Annotated in this window: 18 protein-coding genes; 5 read left to right on the top strand and 13 right to left on the bottom strand. The window is 64.0% G+C overall.

Going from position 1 to position 21155, the window contains the following annotated elements; genetic code table 11:
• Positions 1–102 precede the first annotated feature (102 nt).
• The 3 genes from ACE039_RS16310 to ACE039_RS16300 all read left to right on the top strand — a co-directional run bounded on the left by ACE039_RS16310 (position 103) and on the right by ACE039_RS16300 (position 4040).
• Positions 103–1704, top strand: a complete 1602-nt coding sequence (locus ACE039_RS16310; protein WP_105557565.1) for a glucosamine inositolphosphorylceramide transferase family protein — start codon at positions 103–105, stop codon at positions 1702–1704.
• A 563-nt stretch (positions 1705–2267) separates the two neighbouring features.
• Positions 2268–3020 carry a response regulator transcription factor gene (locus ACE039_RS16305; protein ID WP_313462789.1) on the top strand — a complete coding sequence of 251 codons (753 nt, stop codon included), beginning with the start codon at positions 2268–2270 and terminating at the stop codon, positions 3018–3020.
• A 357-nt stretch (positions 3021–3377) separates the two neighbouring features.
• Positions 3378–4040, top strand: a complete 663-nt coding sequence (locus tag ACE039_RS16300) for a helix-turn-helix transcriptional regulator (RefSeq protein WP_313462787.1) — start codon at positions 3378–3380, stop codon at positions 4038–4040.
• Positions 4041–4071: 31 nt separating this feature from the next.
• Here ACE039_RS16300 and ACE039_RS16295 read toward each other — a convergent pair whose 3' ends face one another.
• The 13 genes from ACE039_RS16295 to ACE039_RS16235 are packed head-to-tail and all read right to left on the bottom strand — an operon-like array spanning position 4072 to position 17411.
• The gene (locus ACE039_RS16295; RefSeq protein ID WP_485822822.1) at positions 4072–5346 is read right to left on the bottom strand and encodes a WcaI family glycosyltransferase; all 1275 of its coding nucleotides are present in this window, start codon (positions 5344–5346) and stop codon (positions 4072–4074) included.
• On the bottom strand, positions 5343–5903 hold the full coding sequence (locus ACE039_RS16290) for a putative colanic acid biosynthesis acetyltransferase (RefSeq protein WP_105557568.1): 561 nt from the start codon (positions 5901–5903) through the stop codon (positions 5343–5345). Before ACE039_RS16290 ends, ACE039_RS16295 begins: the two co-directional genes overlap by 4 nt.
• Positions 5900–6787: a glycosyltransferase family 2 protein gene (locus ACE039_RS16285; protein WP_105557569.1), complete on the bottom strand. Its 888-nt coding sequence runs from the start codon at positions 6785–6787 to the stop codon at positions 5900–5902. The genes ACE039_RS16290 and ACE039_RS16285 overlap by 4 nt, the downstream gene beginning before the upstream one ends.
• A 13-nt stretch (positions 6788–6800) precedes the next feature.
• Complete coding sequence (locus ACE039_RS16280) at positions 6801–7928, bottom strand: glycosyltransferase (protein ID WP_485811505.1); 1128 nt, start codon at positions 7926–7928, stop codon at positions 6801–6803.
• Positions 7921–9225: an O-antigen ligase family protein gene (locus ACE039_RS16275; RefSeq protein ID WP_448708996.1), complete on the bottom strand. Its 1305-nt coding sequence runs from the start codon at positions 9223–9225 to the stop codon at positions 7921–7923. Before ACE039_RS16275 ends, ACE039_RS16280 begins: the two co-directional genes overlap by 8 nt.
• Before the next feature lie 9 nt (positions 9226–9234).
• Positions 9235–10137, bottom strand: coding sequence for a glycosyltransferase family 2 protein (locus ACE039_RS16270; RefSeq protein ID WP_105557572.1), 903 nt, complete (start codon positions 10135–10137; stop codon positions 9235–9237).
• A 22-nt stretch (positions 10138–10159) separates the two neighbouring features.
• On the bottom strand, positions 10160–11476 hold the full coding sequence (locus ACE039_RS16265) for a lipopolysaccharide biosynthesis protein (protein WP_485822821.1): 1317 nt from the start codon (positions 11474–11476) through the stop codon (positions 10160–10162).
• A 32-nt stretch (positions 11477–11508) separates the two neighbouring features.
• A complete protein-coding gene (locus ACE039_RS16260; protein ID WP_485822820.1) occupies positions 11509–12471 on the bottom strand; it encodes a GDP-L-fucose synthase family protein in 963 nt (320 codons plus the stop codon).
• 6 nt (positions 12472–12477) lie between these two features.
• Positions 12478–13587: a GDP-mannose 4,6-dehydratase gene (gene gmd, locus ACE039_RS16255; protein WP_105557575.1), complete on the bottom strand. Its 1110-nt coding sequence runs from the start codon at positions 13585–13587 to the stop codon at positions 12478–12480.
• 10 nt (positions 13588–13597) lie between these two features.
• Positions 13598–14074 (bottom strand): VanZ family protein, encoded by a 477-nt coding sequence (locus tag ACE039_RS16250; protein WP_485822819.1) that lies wholly within the window; start codon positions 14072–14074, stop codon positions 13598–13600.
• Positions 14061–15491 (bottom strand): mannose-1-phosphate guanylyltransferase/mannose-6-phosphate isomerase, encoded by a 1431-nt coding sequence (locus tag ACE039_RS16245; protein WP_448709000.1) that lies wholly within the window; start codon positions 15489–15491, stop codon positions 14061–14063. Before ACE039_RS16245 ends, ACE039_RS16250 begins: the two co-directional genes overlap by 14 nt.
• A gap of 5 nt (positions 15492–15496) precedes the next feature.
• Positions 15497–15949 (bottom strand): GDP-mannose mannosyl hydrolase, encoded by a 453-nt coding sequence (locus ACE039_RS16240; protein ID WP_485822863.1) that lies wholly within the window; start codon positions 15947–15949, stop codon positions 15497–15499.
• A gap of 52 nt (positions 15950–16001) precedes the next feature.
• On the bottom strand, positions 16002–17411 hold the full coding sequence (locus ACE039_RS16235; RefSeq protein WP_105557578.1) for an undecaprenyl-phosphate glucose phosphotransferase: 1410 nt from the start codon (positions 17409–17411) through the stop codon (positions 16002–16004).
• Positions 17412–17657: 246 nt separating this feature from the next.
• On the opposite strand from ACE039_RS16235, the gene ACE039_RS16230 reads away from it, so the two are divergent.
• Complete coding sequence (locus ACE039_RS16230; RefSeq protein WP_485811506.1) at positions 17658–18794, top strand: polysaccharide biosynthesis/export family protein; 1137 nt, start codon at positions 17658–17660, stop codon at positions 18792–18794.
• Positions 18795–18877: 83 nt separating this feature from the next.
• Positions 18878–21139: a GNVR domain-containing protein gene (locus ACE039_RS16225; RefSeq protein ID WP_105557580.1), complete on the top strand. Its 2262-nt coding sequence runs from the start codon at positions 18878–18880 to the stop codon at positions 21137–21139.
• The last annotated feature ends 16 nt before the right edge of the window (positions 21140–21155 follow it).

The following is a 21155-nucleotide window of genomic DNA, read 5'->3' as shown; positions in this document are numbered from 1 at the left end:
TCAGCGCGAGGAGTTGAACGCGTTGCACCGGCCGTACGCGACGCGGGCCCGTTGGCGAGACCGCTACGGCTACCCGTGCGCCCCGACACAGGAGCAGGACAAATGAAGACCTACCGAGTGGGACTGCTGGTTGATGGGTATGAGCAACCCGGCTGGATGCATGAGATGGCGGAGTGGCTGATCCATAGTCAGGATTTCGACCTGTCCGCTCTGTTGGTCATATCGCCCGAAGGCGCTGTCAGGACGCCGCGTCTGGGGGTGAAGGCGCTGTTCGGCACGTTGTCACGCCTTGAGGCCCGGCTGCTGCCGGTCAAACAGCGCCAGATGCTGGCGAACTGCCGAGACATGCGGCAAAGCACGCCACCTGGCGTGCCAGTGCTGCCGCTGGCGCCGCGAGAGGCGGTGCAAGGCGAAGACGTGGTCGCCGCGCTTGGCCTGGACCTGGTGATCACGCTGGGCGCGTCGCTGGCGACTCGGGCGCAAATGAGCGGGTGGGCGCGCTTGGGCGTCTGGCAATTGAGCTATTCGGATATCGCGGTGTCCACCAGCCGATATGCCGGTTTTTGGGAGGTTTACCAGCGCGAGGATCACACCACCGTGAAACTCTGGCGTGTCGGCCCGGAAGCGGATCAGGACGAACTCCTGGACCAGCGCAGTTTCAACACGGAAGTGTTCTGGCTGAAGAATCAGGCGCGCGCCTTCAGCCTGGGAAATTTCATGGTCTACGACGCCTTGCAGGCGCTGGCCCACGCCAGGCAGACCATGGCAACGCCCCAAATGCAGATCATGAGCGGACCGCGCCGGCCCGATCCGATGGAGTGGGACAGCGCGGCTTATATCGCGCGTCAGGCATGGTTAATGTCTGATTTAATTGTGCGGCGCATCATGAAGCGCAATGTTCGATGGCGAATAGGTATGTTCCCATCGGCCCGGCAACAGGTTGTGGTATCGGACGCGATGGTGCTGCAACCTCCGAAGGGGCGATTTTTCGCGGACCCTTTCGTATATACCCACGATAAAAAACCATATATATTTTTTGAGGATTACGACTTCACTTCCCGGAAGGGCACGATTTCGGTCGCGACCTACTCCGACGGGGCTTTCCGGCTGCTTGGCACCGCGCTGAACCTGCCCTACCACCTGTCGTTTCCCTATATATTCGAACACGAAGGCGTGACCTACATGGTCCCGGAAACGTGCGGAAATCGCAGTATCGAATTGTGGCGTTGCACTGAATTTCCGCTTAAATGGGAGCTTGATGTCACTTTGATGACCAATATATCCGCCGTGGATACCATTATTTTTAAACACGGAGAATACTGGTGGTTATTAACGAATATCGATCGGACGGACGGCCAAAGCCATTGCGACGAGCTGTTCGCGTTCTTTTCGGATTCGCCGCGTTCCACGGTCTGGACGCCGCACGCCGGCAATCCGATCGTGCGCAACCCGATGCGGGCCCGCAACGCCGGAATCGTTGTCTCTCCTGGCGGAGAGGTGATCCGCTGCGCGCAGTATCAGGGCTTCTGCCACTACGGCAAGGGCGTTTCACTGAACCGGATCGAGGAGCTTTCCCCGACGACCTATGTAGAAACCGATGGCGAAATCCACTACGCGAGCTTTTTAGGGAAGCGTCATGCTTCAATGCACCATTGGCATCACCAAGGGGGGCATACGGTATTTGACTTCGCCTATATGGAGTAAATGATGCATCCGGCACAAAAATAAAAATGTTACCTATATTTCTTTTGAAAAATGCACGCACGGGCGTGATGTGTCCGTGGAAACATATCGATAGCTTTCCCATCCGAAACCGGTCTTCCGCGCTGCGGCGGGCGTGTGTGCCCCGATGCGGCTTTTTTTGTGCCCCCCATCCCTTATGGCCCGTCCCTATTGAGCCTCCACAAAGGAGGATCCTCGGGGAGCCGCTCCGTATGCCTTCGAATGTTGGTAAAAACCCTAGCGTCAAAAAGACGGAGAAGACCTTCTCATCCCTATTTACGAGAGTGATTAAGGCTAACGAATGATTTCTGTTTTTGTCGGATTATATCGCCCTGAAACGTCTTGATTTTGAGGGTTTCGAACCATAAGATGGGTTCATGCCATCCGTTATGTTGGCTACCAAAGTTGCCCAGCCCAAACGCCCCGGTCCAGCTTCATTAGATATTCCGGGATAGTGCGGACCACCCACCGCGGGGCTGGAAAAAAAATAGTCTTCAGCACAGCGAAGATCCCTTCTAGGCCCGTCGAAAAACCGGGAGGACACCATGGCCAAGATGGTCCTGATTGAAGCCCATCCGCTATTGCGGTTGGGGTTGTGGCAGATACTTAGCAAGTTGGACGATGTGTGGGAAATCGAGGGGATGGGCCTGGCGGATTTATCCAAGGCCGACGGCGCGCACGCGGGCGCCGATCTTCTGATCTACGGGTTGCCGGTGGAGACCGACGAGGCATGGAGCGCATTGCACGAGATCCAGCGTGTGCTCACTCCCAAGCGGATTCTGCTTTTGACGGACGTGATGCCGTTGCCCATGCCGGTGCAGGGCTTGCCGGGCGCAAGCGTATATGGTTGCCTGATGAAGACCGCCTCGGTTGAAATCCTGGAAGCCGCGATACGCCTGGTCATGGCGGGCGGACAGTGCTTTCCCAGCGAACAGGCATTGCAGACGCCGGCGGCAACGGTCTGCGCCTTGCCGTCTCGCGATGCCGACGAGGCTTCTGGAAAGGGCTCGATGCCGGTCAGCGCCGGGGCGCAGTTGCTTCAGATCACGCCGCGTCAGTACGAAGTCCTGGTGTTGCTGGCCAGGGGCTATCCCATCAAGACCGTCAGCCGGATGCTCAACATTTCGGTCGCCACCGCCAAGACGCATGCATGCACGCTTTACCAGCGCCTGCATGTCAAGAACAAGGGAGAGGCGGTCTACGCGGCTTTGCAGCGCGGGGCAACACTGGAATGGCACGAACCCACTGGCAGCAGGGATACGGACGCCGGGCAGATCTACGGGCGCAAGCTGGGGTAACAGCAGGTTGCGCTGCCTGCCCGGCAGCCTGGAACGCGCAGGTTCCGTTGCTGCCGGGGTCCGCATAGCCATCCTGGCTAAGGCTTACATAGCAGTGCCCGGCGTGCTTTTTGGCACGCCTTTCCACCACCAATCATCCTCCTGAACGAGATTCAGCGAACGTAGCCGCTGATAGCATGGGTTGTGTCCGCAAGCCTGGGTCGATAGCGCGAATCACAACACCTCGCGATAGTGATCCCGTAGCGCGGACGAGATTCCCGTCATGCCGGCGCACCACCCAAAACCTGCTCAGGCAGCGTGGTGCGCCGGTGTGACGGGAACCGTGTATGGGCCATGCGTCACAAGGTTCCTCCCGGGATGACAACCGTACTGATCGAAGACTACGCTCTGCTTCGCGTCGCAATTCAGCATGTGCTGGAACGTGTCCGGAACGCCGACGACATCCTGGCTATTTCGCCAGCCCATTTGCTCAACATGTCCAGTTCGATCAACCGTCCAGTGGAATTACTGGTGATCGGTTGTAGTGGCATGGCCGAGCAGGACATCGGGCTTATCTCCCAGTCGATGGCTTTCTTCATGCCGCGCCTGGTATTGGTGCTGTATTCCGTGTTGGACACGTCCGTCATGGGCGTGTGCGCGCGCAGCGGGGTCGCGGGGTATCTGCCCAAGGCGTCCAGTCCCGACGCGCTGGCGGCGGCCGTAAGCCTGGTGATGGCGGGCGGCGAGTGCTATCCCCAACCGGCCGGGCGACCCCAGAGCGCCTCGCACGCACCGGCGCAGGAGCTGCGCGAACTGACGCAGCGGCAGGAAGAAATACTGCAGCTGCTGGTGCAAGGCAAGACGATGCGCGAAATCGGCCAACAGGTCGGCATCTCGGTCGCCACGGTGAAGAGCCATGCGCGCACGCTGTACTGGAAGTTGAACGCGCGCAACCAGGCCGAAGCGGCCTATATCGCGGTGCAGATGGGGCTGGTCAGAAGCGCGGGAACGCCCGCTCCAATCAAGGTCGATGGCAAATAGGGGCGCCCGCTACGGGCGCGAATCATCCGCCCTACGTATCGCTTTCGCGAGTGCGGCTTTTCATGGAGGCCGGCGTTTGGGCCTTCACGCCGACCACCGCCGCGAACTCGCGTTCCGCCGCGGCCAATACCGCGTCGACGTGCAGATAGGTCAGCGCATAGTGGCGCGCCGATGCGCCCAGGGCCTGGCGGGTCTGCGCGTCGTTGCTTAACGTGCGGATGGCCTGGGCCATGGCGTCGGCGTCCTCGGGGGCGGTGAGCAGTCCGCAATGCGCGACGACGGTGGCAAGCTCCGTGCCGGCCGCGGCGCCGCAGACGACGGGACGGCCGCTGGCCAGCATGCCCGTCAGCTTGGATGGCATGACCAGATCGGCCGCGCCAGCGCGTTGCGGCAACAGGTGGATGTCCGCGGTATTCAGCAGCGCACCCAGCCGCGCCGCCGGTTGCAGGTCCAGGAACACGACGCGCGACAGCCCTTCACAACGCGCTTGCAGCGGCGCGCGTTCTGGTCCCTGCCCGCAGAACACAAACCATAGCCGGGTGTCGTCGGCAAGCTGCCGCGCCACGTCGGCCAGCGTCTGCAGCCCTTGTTTTCCGCCCATGTTGCCCGAATACAGGGCGACGATGGCGTTGGCCGGGATACCCAGTTCCGCTCGGTAATCGCCGCCGTCCGCACGCGGCGAGATGGCGTTGACGTCGATCCAATTGGGGAGCAGCACGGCACGCTCGGGCGCCACGCCTTTGGCCACTGCCAAGTCCAGCATGCGATGCGATATCGTGGACACGCGGTCGAAGCGGCGCATCAACCAGCTTTCCGCCCGCTTGACCAGCGCCCGAAGCCGGGCGCCCTTCAGCAGACCCAGCTCGAATGCCGCGTCGACTTCGTAATCCTGGATGTGCAGCCACGCTCGCGCGCCGCACAATCGCGCCGTCAGCCAGGCGGCGGGCGCGCAGAACAGCGCCGGCTCCACCACCAGGATAAGGTCCGGCCGGCGGGCGGCCGCACGCAGCAGCGACGGCAGGCTGGATACGGCGAAGCTTGCCAGATGGATCAGGCGCTTGAGGCCGCCGGGGCGCGCGGGCACCCACAGCGGTGCGCGGCGCACGGTGACGCCGGCCCGCTCTTCCTTGCGGTAGCGGCCCGCGCGGTAGCCGTTGTGAACCTGCCATTGGGGGTAGTAGGGCGGGGCGGTCACGACGTCCACGTCATGGCCCTGCGCGGCCAGCCATTCGGCCAGTTCGGCGCTGTACTTGCCGATGCCGGTCAATTCCGGCGCGTAGTTGATTCCGTAGATCAGTATCTTCATGGCGGCGTGGGCAGGCGGGGGCGCACGGGCCGGCAGGGGTTGCCATGGCACACCATCGCCGGCGGCATGTTGCGGAATACCGAGCTGCGCGCGCCCACCACGGCCTCGCGGCCGATCGTCACGCCCGGGCCGACGAACACGTCCGTCGCCACCCAGGCGCCATCTTCGACGCGCACCGCGCGTTCGCGCAAAGGGAAATCCGGCTGGCCCGCGTCATGATCGGCGGCGCATAGATAGCTGCGTTGCGACACGACGGCATGCGCGCCGATATGGATGGGCCCCAGGCTGTAGATCACGGCGTCATCGCCGATCCAGGCGTAGTCGCCAATCTGGACCTTCCACGGATAGGTCACCGTGGCGGTCGGCCGGATCAGCACCTTGCGGCCCACCTGCGCGCCGAAACAGCGCAGCAGCCAGCGGCGAAAACCATAGGCGACCTGTGGCGACCATCGGAACACGGTCCCCTGCACCATCCACCACAGCTGCACCGTCAACGCGGAGCGGCCGCGTTGGCCCGGCGCCAGCGCAAAGCGGTCCAGTTGCTGGAGCGCGCTCATTTGGCGGCCCCCGCCACGGCATCCGCCTGCGCGTCGCCCGCGCGCGCCTGCCGCGCCTTCTGAAGCTCTTCGGTCTTGATGCGAATCTGCCAGTAATACATGGCGCGCGCCACCGCGTAGTCGTAGCCGGCCTTGCCGTCCAGGAACCCCAGACGGAAAACATAGGAATGCAGGAAGGAAATCGGCGCCTTGAACGGCATGGCCTGGAAGATGCGCTTGAGCAGCGCGCGCGCGCCCACATTGGCTTCGCGCGGATCGTTCATCAGTCCTTTGGTGCGCAGGTTGGCTTCCCAGTCGGAATAGCGGTTGTGCTTGTCGAAATAATGGAAGAGCGAGTCGTGATCGTTGTGCACCATGCGCTGGCGCAGCGCGAAGGTCTCGCCCTGGACTTGCGGCTGGTAATGGCCTTCCACTTCCCACATGTGGGCCACGTCCAGATCGTCGTAGTCCAGAAAACGGGACTGGTCACGGGCCAGCAGCGCCAGCTTGTAGACGCGGTGGCCGTGCACCAGCTTCTTGCCGCAGAACACGTAGTCAAACGGCACGAAAGCCCCGCCGGCGCCGGCGGCAAAGCGCGGCAGCGTTTCGCGGATCTCGGCGGCCAGCGCAGGCGTCATTTCCTCGTCGGCGTCCACGTACAGCACGACCGGGTGCGAGAACGGCAGCTGCTCCAGGCACCACTGCTTTTTCTTCGGGTACTTTCCGTTCCACTGGAAGTTCGAGACGCGCGCGCCCAGCGCCGTGGCCATCGCGCAGGTGGCGTCGGTGCTGTTGGAGTCCACCACGAACACCTCGTCGAACTCCGACAGCGCCTTCAGGCACTTGGTGATGTTGCGTTCCTCGTTCTTCGTCATGACAACCACGGAAACCGGTATTTTCTGCATGATGCTGTCCTGTTCAGGGCGTGCCGCGTTGCATCAGCGGCTGGAATAGCGCGATGACGTTGCGGCAATGCCGCTCTAGGGAAAAGGCGTCGGCGCGCTCGGGGCCTCGGGCGGCCAATTGCTCGCGGATGTCGCCGTCGTAGGCCAGGCGGCGCACGGCATCGGCCAACGCCGCCGCGTCGCCCACCGGCACCAGCAGGCCGTAGCGGCCGGCGTCCAGTATTTCCGCCGGCCCATGGGGACAGTCGGTCGAAATGACCGGCACGCCCAGGCACAGCGCTTCAACCAGCACATTGCCGAAGCTCTCGCGGATGGACGTCAGCGCGAAGGCGCCCGCGCCGGCGATCACGGGGAATGGGTTGTCGATGTGACCGGCCAGCGTCACGGACGTGCGCGACGGACGCTCGTCGATGCGCTTTTGCAGCGCCGCGTGCTCGGAACCTTCTCCCAGGATGGTGAAGGCGATGCCGGGGTCGTCCAGCAGCGCGGCGGCGTCGATCAGCGTGGCGTAGTCCTTCACGGCTTCCAGCCGGCCCACCGCCACGACGTGATAGGGGGTCGTCGTGCCGCCTTCCGGGCGCTGGGCGCCTTGTCTGCGCACGTTGTCCAGCGGCACGCCGTTGTAGATCGTGTGGACCTTGCCGCGCAGCGGCGGAAACATGCTGACCAGATCTTCCTTCACGCCACGGGACACGCCCACGACGGCGTCGTGGCGGCGGTAGGTCTGGCTGACCAGCCAGCACTTCAGGCGTCGCATCCGCGACGCGCCGTAGTGGATGGCCGGGCTGCTGTGCTCGAACGCGACCGTCCGGAACGTGCCGCCCAGCATCTTTCTGGCCAGGACGACCAGCATGTTGCACAACAGGCCATGCGAGCACACGATGGCGGGCTTGTCGCGCCGGATCTGGGCCACAAGGCGCATGAACGCCAGGGGCAGCATCAAGCGCAGTTTGGTGGGCGATTCAATGACCGGCAGCGCGCGGGTGACCTTCGGGTTGCCGACCGGATACTCGCGGTTGCGCGACCGCAGCAGGAACAGGGCGGAATCCACGCCCTGTTCCGGCAAGGCGTCCACGATGAAGGCGACGCACCTTCCGACGCCGCCGTGCAAGTCCGGCGCGACAAACAAGACATCAGGCATGGGGAATCACTCTCGGTAGCGCCCGGCGCGCGGCGTCCGGGCGGTGGCTGGGGGTGAACGGTGCTGCGGGCGTGTCCGCCCGAGGCACGGGCATGATCTGCGCATTGCGCATCAGCGACAGGCAATAGCACAGCAGGAATCCGGTGAACGCGGTCTTGGGCGCATAGGCCAGCCCGCCGGAGAGCGAATCGATGAAGATGTAGATGGGGGCGGTCGCCAACAGGTAGCGCCGGTGCATTTCCAGGCCCGGATGCTGGTAGCGCCTGAGCAGCGTCAGCAGCAATATCAGCAGGGGCGGCAGCATGATCATGATCGTGCCGACCACGCCGAACTTCATCAGGTAAAAGGCCCAGGAATTGTGCGCGAAGGTGCTCAGTTCGAAGCCGTTTTCGCCCATGACCCAACTGCGGAACCCCGCGCCCTTGCCGAATACGGGGCTTTCGGCGAAGGAGTCCATCTGCCCCTGCATCTCCTGGATGCGTGCGCCATAACTGGAATCTTCGTCCAGCTTTTCGACGCTGAAGATGCGGTTGGCCAGCACGTCCAGGTACCCGATGCTGGCAAACACCAGCACACCCGCGACGGCGGCCGGGGCAAAGATCAGCACCGCGCGCCGACGGATTTCTGGGCCCGCGCCCAGCAGCACCGCAATCACCACCGATACCGCCAATTGCAGGTATTGGCTGCGGTTCAGCGAAAATACCAGGGCCAACAGCATGTACAGCGTCAGCGCGTAGGCTTTGGGGCCGGACACGTTCAGCGTGCGCCGGAACGTCAGCAGCGACACCACGCCGAACGGGATCGCCCACACGCCCAGCCGCACGTTGCGCAGCGGGTTGGACACGCTGAAACCCTGCGCCTGTTCCAGCAGCATCAGCGTGGCCACCGCCAGGCAGGCCGCCACGATGTACTTTTGCAGTACGGCGTAAGCGGCGGGGCTATCGATGTCCTTGTAGCAAAGGAATGGCGTGCACAGGAAATAGAACACGATGCGCAGGTCGCGCGCCACGTCGCCGGTCTCGATGCCGGGGTGATGGAGCGATACCAGCAGCAGGTAGATCACCGACATCGCCTGCAGGCCCAGCAGCGCGCCCAGCACGCCGCGGGGCAAGGCGTACGCGCTGGGCTCGGCCAGCCGCAGCGCCTTGACGGCCAGCATGGCGACGAACAGTACGTCGAAAGGCGACAGCTTGAAGCTGCCCACGCCCAGGATGAAGCGGTCGTCGTTCAGGGCCAGGGCGGTGAACGCGAACAGCCCCAGCAGGTGCAGGGTGGATAGGCGGCGATGCGGGCTCATGTCGGTGTCCTAGTGCGCGGCCCAGTCGTCGCGTCTGAAGATCTTGGTGGTCAGCTTTTCGAACAGGTAGGACAGGTCTCCCTGGCGGGCATGCGCGGCCACCTTCGATGCGCGGCAGGACAGTTCGAACAGCCGGCCCAGTCCCGGTTCGGTGCGCCGGATGCGGGTCACGATCTGTTCGCGCTCTTCCAGCAGCACGTCCTGCATCAGGGCCGTCTTGGTTTCGTCATGCGCCGTATACACGCCCAGCGCGTCCGGCACGATCAGGTTCTTGCCCTCGCGCAGCAGCCGGCTCCACAGCTCCAGGTCCATGCAATAGCGCATGCTTTCCTGCAGCAGCCCGTATTTGCGCAGCAGGTCGCGGCGGAAAATGGCCGACTGGTTGGGAATCGACGCCTTCACGACCGTCAGCGTGCCTCGGTTGACGGGCGTGTAGTGGATCTTGCGGAAGATCTGGTTGTTGGCGTCGGCCACGAACAGGTTGCCGCTGACGATTGGCGCGCGGCCTCGCGCCGCGGCCGCGCCCAGCTTGCGCAGCGCGCCCGGAAAGTACAGGTCGTCGGAATTCTGCCAGCCGACGTAATCGCCAGTGGCCCGTTCGAATCCCTTGTTGATGGCATGGGACTGGCCGCGGTCGGGGGTGCTTTCCCAGTACGTCAGGTACCGCTCGTACTTGCGGATGATGTCCACGCTGCCGTCGGTCGACCCGCCATCGATGATGATGTACTCCAGTCGCGGATAGCCCTGGTTCAGCACGGACAGAATGGTGCGTTCCAGGAATTTGGCCTGGTTGAACGAGGGGGTCACGATGGTCAGCTTGGGCAGCAGGCCGCCGGCGATGGGCGCGGGCGGACGGAGTTCGCGGACGAAGTCGATGAGCTGACGTGAATACTCGTTATGACGCTTGCGCATGTAAGACCTCAACATGTTGGGGTTAACGGGTGGCCGCTGGCAATGCGCCCGGGAAGTCGGGGCGGGATTGACGGATGGCGAGAGCGACGCCGGCCAGCGTGATCGCCGCGTAGGCCATACGGCCCCAAGCCGCGGCGTGCTCACCCGCCGCGTGTACCAATCCCGCCATGACGCACAGCATCGCCAGCCCGCCCAGACCGTTCAGGATGGCGACCGCGCGGGAATTTCCCAGACCGAGCAGCGAGAAGTGCGCCGCCGCATTCAGGGACAGCAGCCCCGAAGCCACGATCAGTAGCCGGAAGGTGTCAAGATGGCCTGTGGCCACGTTGTCGCCCAGCAGCAGGTTCAGAAGCGGCTGGCTCACGGCCAGCACCGCCAGCGTGGCGCCGGCGGACAGCGCCAGGTTCCACAGCATCATGCGGCGGATCTCGCGTTCGGCGGCGCCGGCATAGGGCGGCGACACCGACAGGCGGCTGACGCGCGGCATGGCCTTCTGGAAGATCGCCACCGCGGCGGTATGGATGATCTGTCCGACCTGGACGCCGACCGTATAGATCGCCAGCGCGGCCGGACCCATCAGGCTGCCCACCAGCACGCGGTCCACGGATCCGAACGCCAGCGCGCTCAGGCTATTCAGCCAGGACCAGCGGGAAAACTTGAATGCGTCCATCATCGCGGCGCGGTCGCGCACAGGGCGCACCAGCACCCGGCCGTAGGCGCGCGAGAACACGCGCATCTTCACGGTGCCGGCGACAAGCAGCCCGAGGGCCTGGGCCACGCCCGTCCAGGTGGGCGACGCCGTCAGCCAGGCCGTGGCGCAAGCCAGCGCCATCGTTGCGGAACGGCTGAAGACTTCGCACAGCGCCGTGGCGCGGAAGTCTTCGCGCCCTTTCAGGCAACCCGAGAACAGCTGGTCATACTGTTGAGTCAGATAGATGGCCAGCGCCGGCATGGCCAGCAAGGTCACCGCGACGCCGCCGAAGGTGGCGGCAGGCCAGGCCAGGCCGACGACCGCCCACAACAGCACGGCGGCCAGCGTGACCACGCCCAGCGCGCAACCGATCAGCGACATGCTGACGCCCGCCGCGCGGTAGGCGCCGCCCGGTTCGTGCATCCGTTCGGACACGAGCTTGGTCGCGGTCACGGCCGCGCCCAGGTTGGCGGCATTGCCGAACCCGGCCAGCGCGATGATCATCGAGTACTGGCCAAAGCCGACGGTGCCCAGCTGACGGAACAGGATGGGCAGCGCCACCAGCGCCGCGACCGGGCCGATGCCGTATTCCACCAGCCCCCAGAAGGAAGCGTTGCCGGCGATGTGTTTTCTGACGAATCCAAGCATCGGGTAGCCTGTGTTGCATGCTGGCGCGGCCCTCAGGCCACGGGCAGCGCCTGTCGGGGTTGTTCGACGCGTTCACGCAGGAAATGCCCATAGGCCAGCGCGATGCCGTCGACAAGCGAAATGCCGGGCCGCCAGCCCAGCGCCTGCACGCGCGACGAGTCCATCAGCTTGCGCGGCGTGCCGTCCGGCTTGCTGGTGTCGTAGACGATGCGCCCGTGGTACCCCACGACGCGCGCCACCAGCGCCGCCAGGTCCGCGATGGAAATGTCCTTGCCCGCGCCGATGTTGTAGATGCCTTCGGCGTCGGGATGCTCCATCAGGGTCACGCAGGCCTGGGCCAGGTCGTCCACATACAGGAACTCGCGCAGCGGCGTGCCCGTGCCCCAGATCGTGACGCTTTCCTGGCCCGCTTCGCGGCCTTCGTGGAATTTGCGAATCAGCGCGGGCAACACATGGCTGCTGTGCAGGTCGTAGTTGTCGTGCGGGCCGTACAGGTTGGTCGGCATGGCGCAAATGAAGCGCGCGCCGTACTCCCGCTGATAGGCTTCGCACAGCTTCAAGCCTGCGATCTTGGCGATGGCGTAGGGCTCGTTGGTGGCTTCCAGCGGGCCGGTCAGCAGGGCATCTTCGCGGATCGGCTGTGGGGCCTCGCGCGGGTAGATGCATGACGATCCCAGGAACAGCAGCTTGCGCACCCCGGCCGCATACGCGGCGCGGATCACGTTGCACTGGATCATCAGGTTCTTGTACAGGAAGTCGACCGGATGATTCTGGTTGGCCAGAATGCCGCCGACACGGGCGGCGGCCAGGTACACCACATCGACCGGGGTGGTCGAGAAGAAGCGGTGCACCTGGTCCTGGTTTTCCAGGTCCAGCTCGGTGCGGGTGCGGGTCAGCACCTGCGGGTAGCCGCGGCGCTGCAGTTCGCGGGTGATCGCGGCGCCCACCATGCCGCGATGGCCGGCGACAAACACGCGTTGGTCCAGGTTCGTCATGTCGGGCTACTCCTTGTAGGCGTAGATTTCGTAGCCGTTCTGTTCGACCAGGGCGTCGCGGCGCGCATCCTTCAGGTCGCTTTCCACCATTTCCTTGACCAGCTGCGCAAACGTGGTGCGCGGCGACCAGCCCAGCTTTTCCCGCGCCTTGGTGGGGTCGCCCAGCAGGGTCTCCACTTCGGTCGGACGGAAGTACCGGGGATCCACGCGCACGATCACTTGGCCGGGCTTGATGTCATGGACCGGCGAGAACAGCACGGTGGCCGTTTCTTCCAGGCCTTCGCCTTCCCAGGCCAGCAGGATGCCCAGCTCGCGCGCCGCGGTATTGATGAATTCGCGTACGCTGTATTGCATGCCCGTGGCGATTACGTAGTCTTCCGGGGTGTCCTGCTGCAGCATCAACCACTGCATTTCGACGTAGTCGCGGGCGTGGCCCCAATCCCGCAGCGCCGACAGGTTGCCCAGGTACAGGCATTCCTGCAGTCCCAGCACGATGCGGGCCAGGCCGCGCGTGATCTTGCGGGTGACGAAGGTCTCGCCGCGCTTGGGCGATTCATGGTTGAACAGAATGCCGTTGCAGGCGTACATCCCATACGCTTCGCGGTAGTTCACGCTGATCCAATAGGCGTATAGCTTTGCCGCGGCATAGGGGCTGCGCGGGTAGAAGGGAGTGGTTTCCTTCTGCGGGGTTTCCTGCACCAGGCCATACAGTTCCGAGGTGGAGGCTTGGTAGAAGCGCGCCTTTTCCTCCAGCTTCAGGATGCGGATGGCTTCCAGCAGCCGCAAGGTGCCCAGCCCGTCCGCATTCGCGGTGTACTCGGGTTCTTCGAACGAGACGCCCACATGGCTTTGCGCGGCCAGGTTGTAGATCTCGTCGGGCTGCACCGATTGCACGATGCGGATCAGGCTGCACGAGTCGGTCATGTCGCCGTGATGCAGCACGAAATTGCGCGGCTTGTCGTGGGGATCCTGGTACAGGTGGTCGATGCGCGCGGTGTTGAACAGCGAAGCACGCCGCTTGATGCCGTGGACCTCATAGCCCTTGGCCAGCAGGAACTCCGCCAGATAGGCCCCGTCTTGGCCGGTAACGCCGGTAATCAGTGCCCGTTTTGGCATGGTTGTATCCTTAAGACTTAGTGACTTCACGAAAGGAGCCGAAGGCTGCGGAACCGATGTGCAATGAGATTACTGTTGCACCAGCCGCCAAGATATCGGCCAAAAGGTCTAAGAGTTCAGCCTGTCGATAGGGAAAAAAGGACTGGATTGATTCATCCAGCGCACCTAACGCCGTGACGACCAGCATGGCCACCAGGGCCGGGCGCCGGTTGACCGACAGGTAAATCAACGCGGCCAGGAAGGCGTAGGCCACAAGATGCAGGCGCTTGTCGCCGAAGGCATCGGACATGTCGGCCGCCAGCCCCGGCAAATTGCCCACGGTCACCAGCACGGCGAAGAACACGGCCGCCAGAGGCAGGCAAGCTCGCGCGACCCCCACCTTCCAAAACGTGCTTTTGCCGCCGGGCCGCCCCAAGGCAAAAGGCGCCCCCTCGGGGGGCAGCGAACGCGCGGAGCGCGTGTGGCGTGGGGGCTCATACTCTTCCATACATGTCCTGGAAGCGGACAATGTCGTCTTCGCCGAGATACGCGCCTGACTGGACCTCGATGATCTCCAGCGGGATCTTTCCCGGGTTTTCCAGGCTGTGGGTTTCGCCCAGCGGGATGTAGGTCGACTGGTTCTCGGTCAGCAGGTACTGCTTGTCGCCGTTGTAGATGCGAGCCGTGCCGGACACCACGATCCAGTGTTCCGCCCGATGGTGATGCATCTGGGAAGACAGGCGCGCGCCCGGCTTCACCGTGATGCGCTTGACCTGGTAGCGCGGCCCGTGGCCCACCGAGTCGTAGGACCCCCATGGGCGCTGCACCTCGCGGTGGTGGTTCAGTTCGGACCGGTGCTGGGTCTTGAAGATCTCGACCAGGCGCTTGACGTCCTGAGACCGCGACTTATGGGCGACCAGCACGGCGTCGGCCGTTTCGATCACCACGATGTCGTCCAGGCCCACCGAAGCGACCAGCCGGCTGGTGGAGTGGATCAGGCAGTTGCGCGAGTCCTCCACCATGACGTCGCCGGTGGTCGAATTGCCTTCCTCCGTCTTCTGGGCGATGCCCCAGACGGCGTCCCAGGCGCCGACGTCGCTCCACGAGGCCGCCAGCGGGATGACGACGGCGCTGTCCGTGCGTTCCATGATGGCGTAGTCCATGGAATCGCTGGGGCAAGCCTCGAATGACGGCCCGTCCAGGTGGAACAGCCCGTCTTCCCCGTGGCCGGTGGCGACGGCGGCCTGCACCTGTTCCAGCATCTTCGGCGCCAGGCGCGCCATTTCAGCCAGGAAGACCGAGGCCTGGAAGGCGAACATGCCGCTGTTCCAGTAGTAGCCGCCGTCTTCGATGAAGCGTTGCGCCACTTCCGGCGACGGCTTTTCCACGAAGCGGCGCACGCGGCGCGCCGGCGCCATCACGCCGGGCTCTTCCGACTGGATATAGCCGTAGCCGCTGAGCGGCGCGGTCGGGGTGATCCCGAACGTCACCAGCGCGCCTTGGCGCGCGGCCTCGTAGGCGTCGGCGAAGGCGGCGCTAAGCACCGGGCCGTCTTCCAGCACGTGGTCGGACGGCATGATCAGCATGATGGGGTCTTCGCCGCCGCGCATGGCCCGCAGCGTGGCCGCGGCGATCGCTGGCGCGGTATTGCGCGCGAAGGGCTCCAGGATCACCTCGGCGTCCTTGATGCCCAGTTCCAGCGCCTGTTCGGCGGCGATGTACTGGTGGGCGTCGTTGCAGACCAGCATCGGCTTGGCCTGGGCGCCCGCCGACCCCAACCGCAGCAGCGTGTTCTGCAACAGGCTGCGGGCATCGGTCAAACGGATGAACTGCTTCGGCAGCAGTTCGCGCGACAACGGCCACAGGCGCGAACCGGAACCGCCGCAAAGAATGACAGCCCGGTAGGGGGGAGGGGGATTCGTCATGGCGCTCACTCCTTGAAGTAGGCCTGGGTGTACGGATGCACGCCGGGGTCGGCGGCGATCTCTTCCGCAGGCAGCCAGCGGTAACTCCGGTGCTGGGCCTGAGGAAGGCTTGCGGCGTTCAACGACAGTTCGGCCTCAAAGGCGAGGACGACGTAATGGGTGGAGCGTCCGGCTTCACCCGCGAAATTGGTGCCATAGAAGTGTTCGTACACGCCGCGCGGGGTCCAGACCTCGGCCGCGATGGGCAGGCCAAGTTCGTCGCGGGCGATACGGCGCAGCGCGCTGCGCAGCGATTCGTTCTTGCGGATGCGGCCACCCGGCACGAACCAGGCGCCCCGGGCGGGCGGGTTGGTCCGCAGGCCCGTCAGGTAACGGCCCTTGGCGTCGCGCAGCAGCAGGTCGATGGACACCAGCGGCAGCATCTCGACCGCCTGGCGGAAGTCGGCCTGCGCCAGCATGCCGTCCGGGGCCGTATCCGCCCGGGCGTCTTGCCCGGGCCATCCCAAAGGCTTAGTAGACATTGCGGCCCGTCCATCCCGACACGGCCGTGCGCGCGATGATCAGCAGGTCCATCCGAAACGTCCAGTGCTGGATGTAGTAGATGTCGTGCTCGACGCGGTCGCTCATCTTGCGCAGCGTGTCCGTCTGTCCGCGGAACCCATTGACCTGGGCCCAGCCCGTGATGCCCGGTTTGACCCGATGGCGCATCATGTAGCGCTGCACCAGGTCCTTGTACATTTCGTTGTGCTCCAGCGCGTGCGGACGGGGTCCGACGACAGACATGTCGCCCATCAGCACATTCAGGAACTGCGGCAGCTCATCCAGGCTGGTGCGCCGCAGAAAGCCGCCAATACGGGTAATGCGGGAATCGTTGCGCGTCGCCTGCGTCACCGTGCCATGTTCCTGGTGCACGGTCATGGTGCGGAACTTGTAGACGTGGAACACTTTGCCATCCACGCCCAGGCGCGGCTGGGTGAAGAAAACGGGGCCACGGGACGTCAGCTTCACCATCAGGGCGATGGATATCATCAGCGGCGACAGCCCGATCAGCGCGCACAAGGCGAATCCGCGGTCGAAGACCTCTTTGGCCCAGCCGCGCACGCCGGCGGCCGGCAGGCTGTTGAGCTGGATGGCGGGCAGCCCCAGGAATTCGCCGATCCGGTGGCCCAGCAACTGGATCGACATCACGTCGGGAATCCAGCGGATATCCACCAGGTCGTTGCGCAGGTGGTAGAGCACTTCACGCAGCTCCTGGCCCGCCTCCATCGGAAGGACGATCCAGATTTCCCGCACGTTGTGCTCGTGGACGAAGGCGTGCAGGTTATCCAGGTCATGCAGGCGGCGTACTTGCGGCGGCAGGCTCTCATGCGGCTCGGCGTAGATGCCCGCCACGTTGTAGCCCGCGCCCCGATACCGTTCGACGCGGCGCCACAGGTCATGGCCCAGTGCGCCGAATCCCACCAGCAAGACATTCTTCTTGTTCAGCCCGCGGTCGCGCGCGGCCCCAAGCGCCGCATACACGGCGATGCGCACGCCGGCCAGCGTCAGCGCGGTCATGCCGAACCAGGTAGCCGCCCATATGCGCGATATCGCGGCAGTCTGGTGCATGAGAAAACTGACAAGAATGCCCAGCGCGAACACGGTGGCCCAGGCCATCAGGCTGCGCACCACCAGATCCGTCAGCAGGCGGCCGCGCCAAGACACATAGAGGCGGTACGCCGGGAAGATGGCGATGACGCCCAGGCCGCACAAATAGATCAGGAACAGATGAATCTGCGGAGGATCCGCCAGAGCATCGTCCGAGAATTTCAAGCCGGTGGCAGTCAGGCCGCAGGTGATGACGATCGCGGCGTCGAGCAAGCGGTACAGATAGCTTGCCCCGCTGAATCTTGCCGACGTGTCCGTGTTGGACGGGTCCATCGCGCACTCCTGTTCGTGGGGAGTCTTCTTCTTGCGGCCAAAAAAAAACGATGCAGTGCCGCAAAACATGGGGCTACCGACGAAATCTTATTGAGTGCAAGGCGTACCCGAAACCTCCAAACGATGTAGGAGAAGGCTTAGGGCATCCGTCGAATGTGCGGGGCTTCGAAAAGAGAGTGGAATGTCGCAACCCGTTACGCATCGGGCTCCATTCCAAGCAACGAAGTCATTCACAGTGGATTTGCCATGACGACATTTTTCGGAACGTTGAGCCGAGCCATCGCCGCTATCGCGCTCGTGTCCTCGCTAGGCGCTTGCGCCCTGTCACCCGGTATGACCTTCAACGCCGGCCACCTTGTAGATCCCCTGGATCCGAACTCCGTCGCGCCGATCAAGGAGATCACGCCGTCGCTGGTCGTGGACGACCTGCGCGCGCGCCAGGCATTGATCGACAACGACGGCGTGAACCGCCTGGTCGGCAGCGTCGAGCCCTACCGCATCGGTCCCGGAGACATCCTCTCCATCGTGGTGTGGGATCACCCCGAGCTCGTCCTTCCGACGCAAACCTACGCTATCGGGACTGGGGTAACCGAACTAGTCATGGGGGATACCGCCTCGGGCATTCCGGGCTATACGGTGTCATCCTCGGGATATATCCAATTTCCCTATACGGGATTGCTGAAAGTGGCGGGGTTGACGGAACTTCAGGCGCGCAATCTCATAGTCAATAGTTCCGGCAAGTACATCCAGGATCCCCAGATCACGGTACGCGTGCTTGGCTATCGCAGCAAGCGCGTCTACGTCGAAGGCGAGGTCAAGTTGCCGGGCACGGTAGCGATCAACGACATTCCGATGACCCTGCTTGAAGCGGTCAACCGCGCGGGGGGCTTGTTGCCCACCGCCGACCGCAGCGCCGTCTATGTGATTCGTGAAGGCCGCCGTACCCGCGTGAATCTGCCCGCGCTGATCGAGCGAGGCCAGGACTTGAATCAGGTCATGCTGAAGTCGGGCGACATCGTGCGTGTGACGCCGCGCGACGACAGCAAGGTGTTCGTGATGGGCGAAGTGTTCCTGCCCACCACGGTGGTGATGCGCGACGGACGCATGTCGTTGACCGAGGCGCTGGGCATAGCAGGAGGTCCGAACCAGCTCACGGCCGACGCGTCGCAAGTGTTTGTGGTCCGCAGTACCGAGCAAGCGACGCCGCAGGTGTTCCACCTGAACGCCAAGTCGCCGCAAGCTCTGGCCGTAGGAGCGAAGTTCGAGCTGGAACCCAAAGACGTCGTGTTCGTGGATACGGCAGCGCTGGTGCGGTGGAACCGCTTCATCAGCAACCTGTTCCCGAGCGCGCAAACGGTACAGACCGTGAAATCGATCGACTAGTCCGCCTTTCGGGGTCGCCAGACCCTAAACCAACGCCTTTGGGGGCGCCGCAACCGCAGCGGCGCCCACGTCTGGAGAGCTGCATGTCGTTGCCCATCGAATCATTCGAGCCGAACGTCCCGGCTCGCCAGCAGGAAACCCCGTTGTCCTCGCATGTGGACGCCATCGTGTCGAACCGGTGGATGATCATCGCGATCACGTTGCTCGCCTTCTTCGGCGCGCTGGCCTATGTGATGGTGACCCCATCGGTCTATTCGGCCGACATCATCGTCCAGGTCGAAGAGGAAATGCCCAATGGCCAGGCGCGTAGCCTGCTTGGCGACGTTTCGGCCATGTTCGATACCAAGGCCGAGACCTCCGGTGAAATGGAAGTGCTGCGCTCGCGCATGGTGGTGGGCCCGGCGGTCGACAAGTTCCTGCTCTACATCCACGCGAAGCCGCGCTATTTCCCCGTCGTGGGCGAATGGCTGGCGCAGCGCTATGAGGCCTTGCCATATCCCTCCAGCCTGCCGCGCGGCGGATACGCGTGGGGCGGGGAATCCATCGCAATCTCGCAGCTGGACGTGCCCAACGAATGGCTGGGCAAGCCCTTCCGCGTAACTGCGCTGGGCGAAGGCCGCTACACGCTGGCCGACAAATTCACGGGCGCCACGTTCACCGGCACCGTCGGCAAGCCCGAGCATTTCATGTTGCCCGGCGGCGGCGCCATGGACGTACACATCGACGCCCTGGCCGGCCGTCCCGGCACGGAATTCACCGTGTCGCGCACGTCGCGTCTGGCGGCTATCGAAGACGTGCAGTCGCACCTGGGCATCTTCGAGCGCGGCCGCGCCTCGGGCGTGATCGGCGTCACGCTGGAAGGCAATGATCCCGCGCTGACGACCGCGGTGCTGAACCAGATCGGCCAGGAATACGTGCAGCAGAACGTCAACCGGAAGTCGGCCCAGGCCGAGAAGTCGCTGACGTTCCTGGAGCAGCAGCTGCCTATCTTGAAGGGAGAGCTGGATGCCGCCGAGACCAAGTACAACACCTTGCGCAACAAGCGCGGCACGATCGACCTGAGCGAAGAAGCCAAGTTGATCCTGGCGCAGTCGGTGGATGCGCAGACCAAGGTGATGGAGCTGCGCTCCAAGCGGCAGGAACTGATCACGCGCTTTGCGCCGACCCATCCCAGCATCGTGGCCATCGACCGCCAGATCACGTCGCTCTCCGGCGACGTCAGCCGCATCGGCAACAACATCAAGCAGTTGCCGGATCTTGAGCAGGATGTCGTGCGCCTGGTGCGCGACGTGCGCGTCAACACCGAGCTCTACACCGGTCTGTTGAACAACGCACAGCAGTTGCGCCTGATCCGCGCGGGCAAGGTGGGCAACGTGCGCATCCTGGACGCGGCCGTGCAACCCGACCGCCCCGTGCGCCCCAAAGCCGCGATCATCCTCGGCGTGGCCACGGTCATCGGCCTGATCTTCGGCATGCTGTGCGCTTTCGTCCGCAATGCACTGTTCGGCGGACTGTCGGAACCCGACGATGTCGAGCGCTATACGGGGCTGCCGGTGCTGGCCGCCATTCCGTACAGCGACATGCAGGACAAGCTGTGGCGCCGCAGCCGCCGCAAGAACGCGACGGTACCCGCGCTGTTGGCGCAAAGCCAGGGCAACGCGCCGCCCATTGAAAGCCTGCGTTCGTTCCGCAATGTGCTGCAGGCGTCGTTGCGCCAGTCCGCCAACAACATGGTCATGTTCACCGGCCCGGTGGCGGGCGTGGGCAAGTCGTTCCTGTCGGCCAACTTTGCCTTCATCCAGGGCGGCGTGGGAAAGCGCGTGCTGCTGATCGACGCCGACTTCCGCAAGGGCCAATTGAACCGCTACTTCGGCGTGCCCAAGGAGGACGGCTTGTTTGAAGTGTTGGCGGGCACGATTCCGCTGACGCGTGTCAGGAAGCACAGCGTGTCCGAAGGCGTGGACTTCATCGCCACTGGCGCGGTGACGTTCGATCCTTCAGAGCTGTTGGCGTCGCCCGTGTTTGGCGCGACCCTGCGCGAGCTGGCGTCGCAGTACGACATGGTGATCCTGGATACGGCGCCCGTGCTGTCGTCGCCCGACGCGGCGGTGGTGGGCACGCATGCGGCGGCGGTCATGGTGGTCGTGCGTTCGGGGATGAACACCGTGGGCGAGATCCGCGAAACGGCCAAGCGGCTGATCCAGGCCGGCGCGCCAGTGGATGGCGTGCTGTTCAACGGCCTCAAGCTCATGCCGGAGCGATTCGGCTTCCGCTCCAAGTATGGGAGCTATCGGTATTCCCGTGCGGCGTATTACGGCGATTTCAAACAGAACGGCCCCAAATAACGCCACCCGGAGAAAC

The organism is Achromobacter maghribensis (assembly GCF_057334215.1).
Note: the sequence above shows the minus strand (reverse complement) of the source record. Positions and strands in the feature narration are given on the sequence as shown.